The sequence below is a fragment of the Marispirochaeta aestuarii genome (assembly GCF_002087085.1).
In the GTDB taxonomy this organism is placed as follows: domain Bacteria; phylum Spirochaetota; class Spirochaetia; order JC444; family Marispirochaetaceae; genus Marispirochaeta; species Marispirochaeta aestuarii.
In genome coordinates, this window is the sequence record NZ_MWQY01000008.1 from 89,539 (window position 1) to 101,812 (window position 12,274).

Below are 12,274 nucleotides of genomic sequence, written 5' to 3' on the forward strand. Positions count from 1 at the left end.
TAAATATGGACACCGAAGAAAAACTCTACTTTACCTATCAGCACATACATCATACCGTAGCCGGCCTTGCGGACCAGGTCCGTGCTTCGGGATTCAAACCTGACCTGATTGTCGCCATCGGTACCGGGGGTTTTATACCCGCCCGTATCCTGAAGACCTATATGGACCTGCCCATCCTGACGGTAGGGTTGCGGCTCTACGGCCCGGACAACAAGCCGGCGGAGAGCCCCCAGAAGATCCAGTGGATCGACGAGGTTGAAAAAAAGCTCACCGGGCGCAATATCCTCCTCGTGGACGAGATCGACGATTCCCGGGTCACCCTGGAATACTGTCTTAAGGAACTGCTTTCCCACGATCCACAGGAGATAGCCGTGGCGGTACTTCACAACAAGCTCAAGGAAAAACGGGGAGAGTATCCGGCGGAGGTCACAAAGATCTTCTTCGGCGAGGAACTCGAGGACCTCTGGGTGGTGTACCCCTGGGACGCCGAAGATATAGACGCCCACGACCGGGCGGCCAAATAAAGGAGGTTTTATGCCGATTGTATTGCCCATTGCAGACAGCAGGGAGACGTACACTATTAATCCGGGAAAAATCATTGCTGTTGGACTCAACTATGTGGACCACGTAAAAGAGAGCAACATCTACGACACAAAGGAGCTGGACATTCCCAAGGAACCGGTCATCTTCGCAAAAACCCCGAACGTACTCATCGGACCGGGAGAGGAGATTGTAATCCCCGCTTTCCTGAAGGAGTACAACTTCCCTGAACTCAGGGTCGATTATGAAGCCGAACTGGCGGTGATAATCGGGAAGGGGGGTAAAAACATTCCCGAAGAGTCCGCCCTGGACCACGTTTTCGGCTTCTGCTGCTTCAACGACGTCTCCGCCAGGAACATCCAGAAAACCGACACCTCCGGCTGGTTCCGGGGAAAATCCCTGGACACCTTCGGCCCCATTGGCCCGGTGGTCGTGCCGCGGGAAAAGATCGCGGACATACAGAACCTCACTGTACAGTGCCGCCTGAACGGCAGGGTCGTACAGAAGGCATCGACTTCGCAGATGATCTTTCCCGTGGCCCGCCTGATACACTACATCAGCCGTAACATGAGCCTCAATGCGGGAGACATTATCGCCACGGGTACCCCCTCCGGCGTGGGACCCATCAGGCAGGGAGATACGGTGGAGATCGACATAGAAGGTATCGGCATCCTGAAAAATCCGGTTGTGGAGGAATAGTCCTCCCCCGCCAGGCTTGATCAAAGAGGCCCCGCCCTGTTAGACTGAATCAAGAAACTTGTTGGATAAGGAGGTGTTCCATGAAGAGGAACCGTTTCCGCCCCAACACAGCTAAGGCCGGCTGAGTGCCGGCATAAATATATAACGCCGGTGGCCTGCAAAGCGGGGGACCGGCATTTTTTTTATGGTCACCCTCAGGTATAGTCCCCTGTCCTGGTGTCCCTGTCGACGGCGTACTTTTTCGGGGCGTACAAAAAGCTGAAGGAGACCGCTCCCTCCCTGGTTGCCGTGGAATGGTGGGTCCGGTGGGCATTGATTATCCGCTTCATATAGGAGTTCTTCGGCCGGTACCGCAGCCGCTTGATTCGCCGATGGAACATGATGTCATGAAACAATACATATCCCGCACCGTACAGAGCGACACCGAATCCCGAAGCCGCCATAAGGTAGATCCCCTGCTTTAAACCATTATAGATCAGCAGAAACGAAATAAAGGCAAAAACCAGAGCATAAACGTCATTCTTCTGCAGCCTGTGCCGTGGGCGGTGGTGATCCTCATGGAGAAACCAGCCGAATCCATGCATAACGTATTTGTGCATGAACCAGGCCACGAATTCGAAAAATATCGCGGACGCAAGAAAAACCACGGCGTAGCCGAGCCATCGCAGTATCACAACATTACCTCCTTAATCCCCCGTCCCGCCGAGCCCCCAGAAGGCACTCAGGGTGGGAGACTGTATCGCAGCCTTTCTGACGCACATTCCGACGGAATAGGGCTTCAGGGGCGGTCGTACCTTCAGAATCCTGATCTTCCGCGCCACGGGGCTCTTCTCCACCACCAGACGGGGAACCACTCCGACCCCGCAGTTGAGAGATACCAGGGCCAGGATGGCCTCGTTTCCCGCCACCTCGGCGTAAACCTTCGGGGATTCCCCCCTCTCCCGAAACCAGCGGAGGACCCGCTTCCGCATGAGTCCCCGTTCGGGAAGAATCATGGGAATCTCCGACCAGGGTATGAACTCCTTCTCCAGGGTTTCAGTATACTGCCACTCCTGCCGGGGGGCGACAAAAACCAGGGGCGTAGTGGTCAGTTCCTGAAACAAAAGTCCCGGCATGGGGGTATCCGGTCTGGCTATAACCGCCAGATCCACATCCCCGGAACTGACGGTCTCCACAGCATCGGAGGCCGCCCCGGTATGCAGCTTGATGCTTATTCCCGGATAGGCCTCCCTGAAGCGGGACAGGATTGAGGGAAGAACGGAGTAACAGGCGGTAACGGAACAGTAAAGACGGATCTCCCCCGTCAGTTCCGCGGAATGAATGCTCCTCTTGAGCTCTTCCAGGCCTTCGATCGATCCCCTGGCATATTCGCGAAAGCGGCGGCCGGCATCCGTCAGCCGTACTCCTTTGCGATCCCTGACAAAGAGGGCCTCGCCGATCTCCTCTTCTATGCGCTGAATCCCCCTGCTCAAGGCCGAGGGGCTTATGTTGCATACCTGGCTGGCCCGGCCAAAGTGGAGGGTATCGGCGGCGGCCAGAAAAAAGCGCATCTCATATATATCCATAGTGAAAATCCTTATAACAAAATACCACGAGTTCAGGAGTCCCTTAAAAAAAGTTTTTTCCTTTACCTGCTTTTCTCCTGTGATATACTCTTATCCGGTAAGCACAATGGCTCTGGATATACGAAGAGTAATCGATTCTATCGAAAGATACGAACCCGTAGACCTGACCGCCTACAAGGTTCCAGCCTCATCCATTGCGGGAATCGGCAAGATCCTCGAATTATACCTGCGAAAGATCAAGCTGCAGAACTATTACTTTCAGTTCTTCTACGCCCTTCGGGAACTCATAGAAAACGCGAAGAAAGCAAACCTCAAAAGGGTGTATTTCAAACAGAACAATCTGGATCTGAACAATCCCGAACATTATGAGCAGGGAATGCAGAGCTTCAAGGGGGAAGTCTATTCCAGAATCGGTGAATACGAGAATCTCCTGAAGGAATCTGGACTCTATGTCCGGACTACCTTTGCAGTGGACGATACCCACTTTTACATTACCATAACCAACAACGTGCATATATCCCCGGCGGAGGAGGAGCGGATAAACGAACGACTTAACCGTTCCCAGGGCTTTTCCAGCGTCGAGGAGGCCTTCCAGACGGTCCTGGATTCCAGCGAAGGGGCAGGCCTAGGTATTGTCATGCTGGTGCTGATGCTGCGCAAAATCGGGCTTGACCGGAATGCCTTTTCAATTCAGGGTTTCAACGGCGCAACCGTGGCCAGGGTCAGTATTCCCCGGCACGACCTGGTGGTCCGGCATCTTTCCGATCTTACCGGGCGTATTCGTGAAGAGCTTCAGCAGATTCCCCAGTTTCCCGAACATATTCTTACCCTGCAGCGCCTTATTGAAGATCCTGAGGTAGCTTTCAACAGGATTGAACATACCATCAGTATGGACCCTGGCCTTGCGGCAGAACTTTTGCGAATGGTCAACTCCGCGGCCTTCGGTATTCATCGGAGGGTCAAAACCATATCGGAAGCAATTTCCCTGATGGGACTGAAGGGAATCCGCGACCTTATTACCGCTTACGGAACGGTAAAGATCATGGTGGAACGCTATGGCGAAATGGAAGAACTCTGGAACCACTGCTACAGGGTTGCAGTCTACGCCTCATCCATTGCACGCCGGTATTCCCTCCGGAAAATCTACGAGATAGTCTACTCATCAAGCCTGCTCCACGACCTGGGCAGGGTACTTGTGGATTTCCTGAGTCCCGAGTTCTTCAACAAACTGAGGAGATTCAGCACGGAGAAGAAAATACCCCCTGAAGAGTTCGAACGCTTTGCCATCGGTACCCATCATGCAGAGGTCGGCGCCCTGATGGCTGAAGGCTGGGAGTACCCCGAAGCAATCACCGAGACCATCCGGCACCATCATACTCCCGATGCATGCCCAAAAAAATACACGGATCTGGTTCAGACGGTTTATCTGGCGAACTTTCTCGACGATCTGGACCGGGGAAGGGCCTCCGCGGACCAGCTGTCTCCGGAGGTTATGAATCGATTCTCCCTGCACAGTACGGATTCACAGCAGGAACTGCTGCAGAAACTCAAGGAGGAGTTCGAAGGGCTGTCAAAAGTGCAGGACTGATCATACAGCATTGTCAGTCTGCCCTCTTACGGGTAGACTGACCTCATGGTACGTCTGGAGCTTGATCCCGGTATATGCGGTTTGAAAACACGAATAGAGGCTTCTTCTGAAGACGGACGCCTGGTACGCCTGGGCATAGAGTCCCAATGCCCGAGTATCCAGGCTCTGGGAGAATCCCTGGGAGAAGTCGACGCGTATCAGGTCTGTTTCGCCGGTTTTCGGGAATCCCCCGTCTACAGAGCCGCAGGAGAACACTTCAAACACGCAGCCTGCCCGGTTCCTTCGGCAATCATCAAAGCCGTGGAGGCAGCGGCGGGCCTGGCCCTGCCGAAGGACGTGCGTTTTACATTCGAGCACAACTGAAGCGAACAAACAGTCAGGCATTATGCCGGGTGGAACAGGTGGAATACGTAACAACTTTTCAGGTACTGCTTCTGGTTACCGGCGCATTCTTCGCCGGCTTTGTGGATTCCATCGCCGGGGGCGGCGGCATCATTACCCTGCCCCTCTTTCTTTCTGTCGGGATACCTCCCCACCTTGCTCTGGGAACCAACAAGCTCCAGGCCAGCTTCGGCAGCCTTACCGCCTCGCTCCGCTACCGTCACAGCGGCCTGATCTCCTTCCGCAAACTGAAGACGGGCATTGTCTTTACCCTTGCAGGTGCCGCCGCGGGAACGGCCGCCATACAGAGTATTCCGGCAGACTTTCTGAACATGGTTCTGCCGGTCCTGCTGCTGGGGGTTTTCCTCTATACCCTGTTCAGCCCCCGGATGGGGGAGCTGGATGTGGAAGCCCGAATACCTGTCTTCAGGTTTTACCTGCTCTTCGGCCTGGCCATCGGATTCTACGACGGCTTCTTTGGTCCCGGCACCGGGTCCTTCTGGACCATAGCCCTGGCCACCCTGCTGGGTATGAACCTGAAGCGGGCCACCGCGACCACCAAGGTAATGAATTTTACCAGCAATATCGTGAGCCTCACGGTCTTTATCCTGGGGGGCAAGGTGTTGTTCCTGCTGGGTATCCTGATGGGCATTGGACAGCTGAGCGGGGCATGGCTGGGCACCCACCTGGTGGTTAAGAACGGCACCCGTTTTGTCAGGACCATCTTTCTTATCGTTGTCGCCGCGACTATCGCTAACCTCGTGGTACGGCGCTTCCTTTAATCCGCTTCGATGTCCTCAGTGGAGAAGCTGTAGCGCCGGGAGGCTATAGTCCCCACAGGAATATCTCCGCCTCCCAGGTCCCGCACAATTCCTGCGGCGTGGTAATGACTGGTCCCGATAAAATCCTTGTAGCGCTGCCGTGCACCGGAAACCGCGGTGCCCGCAAGGTAGACCCCGGGAACCGCACTCTCCATGGTCTGAGGGTCATAGAGAGGGACCCCCTCCTCGTCCAGAGGAATTTCAAGATCTGTAAAAAGAGACAGATCCGCATGGTAGCCCGTGGCAAGAAGCACAAAGTCGGCGGGAACAAACAGGGTGCTGCCGTCGCTTCTGGAGAGTTCGACCCCCTCTTCAGTTATACGGGAAGGGAGGGTTTCCGGGTAGAAGGGAATTACCCCCTTCGCGGTCAGAATGGAAAGTTCGAGATACAGGCGCGAGTTTACCCGTTTTCTGTCAAAGCCGCTGCGGCGGTAACTCAAGGATACCGAGACCCCCGAGCGGAAACAGCGGAGGGCGGCCTCGAGGGCGGAGTTTTTGCCTCCCACAACAAGGAGCCGGTTACCGAAGTAGAGATGGGGATCCTCCAGCACGTGGGATACGTGGGGCAGGTCCTCCCCGGGGATTCCCAGTCGGTTGAACTCTCCCATATCTCCCGTTGCAAGGATCACATTTTCACAGTTTACCTTCAGTGAGTCCCGCAGAGTCTCGGCTCGAAGGGTAAAACTGCCCTTTTTTCCCCTGATTTCCGTTACCCTGTGGTAACTGAGGATCTTCAGGTCCAGGGTCTCCACTACGCCGCGGAGGTAGGCCAGATAGTCTTCCCGGGCAGGCTGCTCCTGGTGGGGCGAACTGAAGGGGATCCCCGCAATGGCCACCCTCTCGGGGGAACTGAAAAACCGGGCATGCCGCGGCCAGCGGTAGATAGTCGAGGCTATCGGGCCTTTTTCCAGCTGCAGATAATCGATACCCGCCCGTTTCAGACCCGCGGCCACCTCAATGCCCACAGGCCCGGCGCCGACCAGAACAACCCTGGTGGAAAGTTCTCTGCTTTTATTCTGATTCATTTTCTCCATCCAGTCTGAAACGTCGTACCTGATGTGTAATCCCTTCAATATGCCGGATATTTTCCCCGCTCACCGCATCCATTCCGCGGATGGCCTCCTCCATCTGCTCCGTTCCGTCGCCGACTTCGGTAAGTGCATCGTGGAGGGCCCGGCTGATCTCCGCAAGGGCTTCCATGTGCTTCTTTACCGTACCCGCATCATCAGCTATTTCTCCGGCGGAGCTGCTGACCGAAGAGGTTATCTGGTTGATCTCCGTCAGGGTCGCGACAATCTCGTCACCTCCGATGCGCTGCTGCTCCAGGGAAGAGAGCATCTCCCGCTCCAGGGAATGAAGCCGCTCAACCAGCTCCTGAACGCTGGTGAAGGCCGATTTGGTCTCTTCGACGGCGGAGACAACCGATTGGATGGTCGCCACGGTTGTCTTCAGCTGCCCTTGGATCTCCCGGGAATGGTTGGCCGAGTTCTCCGCCAGGCTGCGAATCTCCGCCGCGACCACGGCGAAACCGGCCCCATGCTCCCCGGCGTGGGCGGCTTCAATGGCGGCATTCATGGCCAGAAGATTGGTCTGTTCCGCAATGGACGAGATGAGGGTATTCGCCTCGTTCAGCTTCTCAGCCTGCTGTACCACCTTCCCGACCTGGGCGACCGCGATCTCGATCTTCTCCCTGCCTCCGGCGGCGAATCCGACCAGGGAAGAAAAATCTGCTTCCAGCTCCTCGAAACTCCGGTTTATCTCCACTATTGTTCCGATCATCTGACGTACGGCCGCTGAGGACTCCTCGACTCCGGCGGCCTGTTCCTGTATGGACCCGTCCAGATGCCTGATATTATCCAGAATATGAAGGACAGAGTCCGTGGCTTCCTTGAGGGTATCGGCATGAACGATGGTCCTCTCATTCAGGGAGCTCACGAGTCCCCGGACATTCTCCATGATTCGGGAACTTTCTCCCGCAGCTACCGAAAGCTCTCCCCCGGAGGAGGAGAGTTCCTGAACCAGCTGCCTGATTTTTCCGATCATGCTGTTCAGTTTATGGATAAAGGCGTTTGTTCCGGCGGAAATCCTGCCCACATCGTCAAAATTCACCAGGGGGATCAGGCGGGTAAGGTCGCCCTCGGCGGCATTCAACTCCTCCAGACGTTCCCGGATCCTCCTCAGCTGAAAACGGTCGACCCGGCGGGAAAGGGAAAACATACGCAGGGCTATTCCGGTAAAAAGCAGGCTCATCCCGCAGAAGCTGAGTACCGGGGATGGAAAAGCAGCGGGAATCTGATCCGCAGTCCGGTAAAACTCGGAGACGATAAACAGAAAAGCCCCAAGGGCAAAGGCGGAGGAGACGAGGATCAGGTAATCCTTCATTACAAGAAAGCGGTCAATCTCGCCCTGGGCTATCTCGGTCATCCTGAGCCGCTCTTTTGCGGGAAACAGCACATTGTTCACCGTCAGGGCAGTCCAGATTCCCGTGACAAGCCCCATGGAAACCGCGCTGAACAGCGCAACAGGATAGGGATAGCCGCCGGGAGACTGCCATTTGAAAACGAAAGCGTACATCAAGGTAACACCGACCAGCCAGAAAACAGCATGAATGCTGATCAGGAACCAGTTGATCCTGAGGGCTGCATGGCGGGCCGCGGGAGTCTGCACCCCGGTCTCCAGAAAACGCAGCAGCGGCTGCAGCATACGGCTTATTACCCCCGCCGCAATGATGCCGAATCCAAGCACCATAAGATAGGTCGTGGGACGAATCCCCAGAAGCAGCCTTCCCTGCAGATCGAGTACCTTGTAGGGGTTATAAAGCGCGACCAGCAATTCCCTGAGTATTCCACCGAGCAGCAGGGGAATAATCAGGTTATAGAAGAAAACTTTCGTCAAAATGGAGGACTTTTCTTTCATTCAAGTATCCTTTGATAAATCCGGGAGTTTCTCCGGCGGTCGTAGCGCTCCCGCCGCTCCGGAGGGATCTGATCCAGATCGGCGTCCACAAAACCCAGGCGCTGGAACCAGTCGGAGGTCTGGGTGGTCAGCACAAAAACCCGTTTGAGGCCTTCCCTGCGGGCCACCTCGACCAGGTAGGATACGATCTTGAATCCGATACCCAGGCGGTCGTAACGGGTATCCACGGCGATGCCGGCGATCTCCCCGGATCCGTCGGAGTAACGGTGCAGGGCGCCGCAGCCGTGGATGGAATCGTCCATCTCGTAGACGACGTAATCCCCGGCGGCGCGTTCCAGGTCCGCCCCGGTGCGGCGGATCAGGATCTCCCGTTCAACGAAGGGTTCCATAATGCGCAGCACATCGGTAATGTCCTCCTCCCGCATGGGCCGGAGGGAATCGTAATCGTTACCGTGAACCATGGTCCCGACACCAAGGTTGGAGAAGATCTCCTTCAGAATGACCCCCTCCACCCTGCCGTCCACAATATGGACACGGGGCACACCCCTCCGGCAGGTTTCACAGGCCAGCTTTACGTACTGCAGGCGGGGATCGCTGCTCGAAGCGTTGATATCGAGAAAGGCTTCGGCGGTATGGATATCCAGCCGCGAGATGCGCCCTTCCGGATTGAAGGTGATGCCCTCGGGAAAGGTAAAATCCCCCGCGTCCAGGCGCTCTTCCGGAAGCAGGAGAAAGAGTTTTTCCGCCTGCAGCTGGGAGGAAACGACCCTGGCCAGCTCGTTGGAAGAGATGTTGTAGGGGGTTCCCACGGCATTCCAGCCGATGCAGGGCAGAATGGGGATAAGCCCTTCGTCGAGGATCTTGTTCACCAGTTCAGTGTCGATACGCTCGACTACCCCGGTTGATCCGTAATCGACTCCTTTTATTACCCCCATGCTGCGGGCCCTGACCCAGTTTCCCACCACCGCGTTGGCTCCGTGGGCGGCCAGCAGGGTCATGACCTGGTTTGAGACGTCAAAGGCAGCCATTTTAATGAAGGGTATCGCCTCGGGGGAGGAAATCCTCACGCCCCCCACCGATTCGGTGGCGATACCGTAGCGCTGAAGCACCTCGTTGATGCGTCCTGTGGCACCTGGAATAATCACCGTCCGGATTCCCATCCCGTGCAGGAGGGCAAGGTCCTTGACCAGCACCGGGAAAAGCGGATGCTCGGCAACCTCGTATTCAACCTTGAAGACAAAGGTTGCACCTGCAAAGCGGTGGACATAGCTGAAAACCTCACGGATCAACTCAACATGTTCCTTGATATCGTTGTTTCTCATAGTCTTTTCGTTATGGCATTGTACCATACTCCCCATTGTTTGCGTATCAGCACTCCGGAGCCGGATATTTCCCTGTTCGTACCTTTCGGTACCTTTATTGCATTTCTCCTACCCTCCTGTAGGATACGGAGAAAGTATCCTGAAGTACAGGAAAACCAGTGATTCCCCGCTAACTGATTATCGGTACAATAATTACCACGCTGTATCACGATTTGATCAGGATAGGCACGGATATTGCTTGATAAGTGGACATCATGAATATTGCACTCTCCATAAAGGACAACCTGACAACCAGCGTCCGGGTTTTCACCCGTTTTCACCCCATCTATTCGGTGCGGGAACACTGCGTTATCGGTATAGAAGCCCTCTCACGGGGATATGCCGGAATTTCAGCGGAAGAGGTTCAGCCGGAGGAGCTCTTCCGACGGGCCAGGGATAACGGCCGCTTTACCCAGCTGGACCGCCACGCCCTCTGCACAGCGGTTCAGAGCTACGCCTCGCTGCCTGAAGGAAGCTCCGCGGCTCCCCTGCTGTTCCTGAATATTTCCACTGAAATGATCGAAAGGGGGCTCGATGACATCCGTCTTCTGAATGAGTCGATACTCAAAGCTGGGGTATCCCCCGACCAGGTTGTCCTGGAGATCATTGAATCCCGGGTCGAGAATATCGACGCTCTCTCGTACTTCGTTCACCATCACCGGGATAGAGGATTTCTGATTGCCCTGGATGATGTGGGGGCCGGACATTCCAATCTGGAACGGATATCCCTTCTGAAGCCGGACATCATCAAGATCGACCGCTCCCTGGTCAGCGGTATCTACCGGGGCTATCACAAGCAGGAGGTCTGCAAGGCGCTGATCCTGCTGTCCCACCGTATCGGTGCACTGACCATCGCCGAAGGTATCGAAGAGAAGGAGGAAGCCCTTACCTGTCTGGAGCTGGGTGTTGACATGCTGCAGGGATTCTATTTTTGCCGCCCCCTGAGCCTTGCAGAATACCAGGACTCTGAACACCTGGAAATAAAGGACCTTGCCGAAACCTACGCCCAGCGTTCCATTGAACGCAAGGAGCAGGAACGTCTGCTGGCGGAAACCCACCGGGCATTGGCGGGCCGCCTGACCGAACGACTTATGGCTGCGGACAGGCCTGATTTCACCAGGATTCTGAAAAGTTCTCTCAGGTCCACCCGCTTTGCCCGCTGCGCCTATCTTCTCGATTCCAGGGGACATCAGATAACCGGAACCATCGTACAGAAGGGATTCACCAAAAAAGAGCACCGGCTTTTCGCCCCGGCACCGGAAGGAACCGACCACTCCCTGAAGAGCTACGTACTGCGTCGGGGAGAACTTGATACCTGTTACATAACCGAACCCTACATATCCAAGGCCACGGGGGAGCTCTGTATTACCGCATCCCAGGGCTTCCGCGGTAAATCGGGGGAGGAGTTCATTCTCTGTATCGACATTGATTACGGCGGCAGCCGGGACCCGAGATAGACAGGAGAGTTGAGTCGTCCCGCCATTTTCCTGTAGACTGACGGTATTCATACAAGGCAGGAGATCAAAACATGGACCGGGAAATACAAAGCCGAATTCTGGCGATGCAGAAAAACGAGATAACCGAATACCATATCTATACCAGACTGGCGAAGATGCTGGAAAAAACCGAAAACGGACCGATTCTCAGGACCATAGGCGAGGAAGAGAAGAAGCACCATGACTTTCTGAGCAAATTCACCGGAAAAAGTGCCCGGCCGAAGGGTTTCAAGGTAGTTTTTTTTGTTCTGATCGCCCGCATTCTGGGGATTACCTTCGCCCTGAAACTGATGGAACGGGGAGAAGAGGAGGCCCAGGAGATCTACGACGCCATGAGCCGCCAGGTTCCCGAGGCAAAGCAGATCATTGAAGATGAAGACGCCCACGAGGAGAAACTCCTGCAGATGCTCAAGGAGGAGCGTCTCGAATATGTGGGCTCCATCGTGCTGGGACTCAACGATGCCCTGGTCGAGTTGACCGGAGCCCTGGCGGGACTCTCCTTTGCTCTGCAGAATACCCGGCTCATCGCCGTGGCCGGACTTATTACCGGAATCGCCGCCTCTTTTTCCATGGCAGCTTCGGAATACCTTTCCAACCGCACCGAAGGAAACAGCGAGGGAGCAGTAAAATCCGCTGTCTATACGGGAATTGCCTACATTCTGACGGTGGGGCTCCTGATTCTCCCCTATCTGCTCTTCAGCCACTACATGGTCTGCCTTGCCGCAACCCTGGGTATCGCGATTTTTATTATCTTCTTTTTCAACTACTATGTCGCCGTTGCAAAGGACCTGAAATTCTGGCCCCGTTTTACCGAGATGGCCCTCCTGAGTCTCGGAGTCGCGGCGATCTCCTTCGGAATCGGCGTTCTTGTGCGAAGTACCATCGGAATCGATATTTAAACGGAAGG

12 protein-coding genes are annotated in these 12,274 nt (G+C 55.3%); 7 read left to right on the top strand and 5 right to left on the bottom strand.

From position 1 onward, the window contains the following. Positions 1 to 5 precede the first annotated feature (5 nt). Together B4O97_RS19320 and B4O97_RS08410 are read left to right on the top strand one after the other, a co-directional pair. Entirely contained in the window at positions 6 to 524 is a 519-nt protein-coding gene (locus B4O97_RS19320; RefSeq protein ID WP_143305615.1) for a phosphoribosyltransferase, read from the top strand. A gap of 10 nt (positions 525 to 534) precedes the next feature. After that, complete coding sequence (locus B4O97_RS08410) at positions 535 to 1,239, top strand: fumarylacetoacetate hydrolase family protein (protein ID WP_083049972.1); 705 nt, start codon at positions 535 to 537, stop codon at positions 1,237 to 1,239. A gap of 194 nt (positions 1,240 to 1,433) precedes the next feature. Here the strand turns inward: B4O97_RS08410 and B4O97_RS08415 are convergent, their stop codons facing one another. Beyond that, positions 1,434 to 1,913, bottom strand: a complete 480-nt coding sequence (locus B4O97_RS08415; protein ID WP_198947036.1) for a sterol desaturase family protein — start codon at positions 1,911 to 1,913, stop codon at positions 1,434 to 1,436. A gap of 12 nt (positions 1,914 to 1,925) precedes the next feature. After that, a complete protein-coding gene (ilvY, locus tag B4O97_RS08420) occupies positions 1,926 to 2,804 on the bottom strand; it encodes an HTH-type transcriptional activator IlvY (protein ID WP_083050146.1) in 879 nt (292 codons plus the stop codon). A 106-nt stretch (positions 2,805 to 2,910) separates the two neighbouring features. On the opposite strand from ilvY, the gene B4O97_RS08425 reads away from it, so the two are divergent. The 3 genes from B4O97_RS08425 to B4O97_RS08430 are packed head-to-tail and all read left to right on the top strand — an operon-like array spanning position 2,911 to position 5,555. After that, complete coding sequence (locus B4O97_RS08425) at positions 2,911 to 4,392, top strand: HDOD domain-containing protein (protein WP_158084214.1); 1,482 nt, start codon at positions 2,911 to 2,913, stop codon at positions 4,390 to 4,392. A 45-nt stretch (positions 4,393 to 4,437) separates the two neighbouring features. Then, complete coding sequence (locus tag B4O97_RS19615; protein WP_198947037.1) at positions 4,438 to 4,755, top strand: DUF6951 family protein; 318 nt, start codon at positions 4,438 to 4,440, stop codon at positions 4,753 to 4,755. 38 nt (positions 4,756 to 4,793) lie between these two features. Further along, positions 4,794 to 5,555, top strand: coding sequence for a TSUP family transporter (locus tag B4O97_RS08430; protein WP_198947038.1), 762 nt, complete (start codon positions 4,794 to 4,796; stop codon positions 5,553 to 5,555). Here B4O97_RS08430 and B4O97_RS08435 read toward each other — a convergent pair. The 3 genes from B4O97_RS08435 to argA are packed head-to-tail and all read right to left on the bottom strand — an operon-like array spanning position 5,552 to position 9,832. Continuing rightward, positions 5,552 to 6,619 carry an NAD(P)-binding domain-containing protein gene (locus B4O97_RS08435; RefSeq protein ID WP_158084215.1) on the bottom strand — a complete coding sequence of 356 codons (1,068 nt, stop codon included), beginning with the start codon at positions 6,617 to 6,619 and terminating at the stop codon, positions 5,552 to 5,554. The two genes, B4O97_RS08430 and B4O97_RS08435, sit on opposite strands and share 4 nt — an antisense overlap. Then, positions 6,606 to 8,510 (bottom strand): methyl-accepting chemotaxis protein, encoded by a 1,905-nt coding sequence (locus B4O97_RS08440; RefSeq protein WP_083049984.1) that lies wholly within the window; start codon positions 8,508 to 8,510, stop codon positions 6,606 to 6,608. Before B4O97_RS08440 ends, B4O97_RS08435 begins: the two co-directional genes overlap by 14 nt. Next, positions 8,507 to 9,832, bottom strand: a complete 1,326-nt coding sequence (gene argA / locus B4O97_RS08445; protein WP_083049988.1) for an amino-acid N-acetyltransferase — start codon at positions 9,830 to 9,832, stop codon at positions 8,507 to 8,509. The genes B4O97_RS08440 and argA overlap by 4 nt, the downstream gene beginning before the upstream one ends. Positions 9,833 to 10,086: 254 nt before the next feature. Between argA and B4O97_RS08450 the strand changes: the two genes are divergently transcribed. Both B4O97_RS08450 and B4O97_RS08455 read left to right on the top strand, forming a co-directional pair. Next, positions 10,087 to 11,328: an EAL domain-containing protein gene (locus B4O97_RS08450; RefSeq protein WP_083049990.1), complete on the top strand. Its 1,242-nt coding sequence runs from the start codon at positions 10,087 to 10,089 to the stop codon at positions 11,326 to 11,328. Between the two features lie 71 nt (positions 11,329 to 11,399). Continuing rightward, the gene (locus B4O97_RS08455) at positions 11,400 to 12,266 is read left to right on the top strand and encodes a VIT1/CCC1 transporter family protein (protein ID WP_083049991.1); all 867 of its coding nucleotides are present in this window, start codon (positions 11,400 to 11,402) and stop codon (positions 12,264 to 12,266) included. Positions 12,267 to 12,274 lie beyond the last annotated feature (8 nt).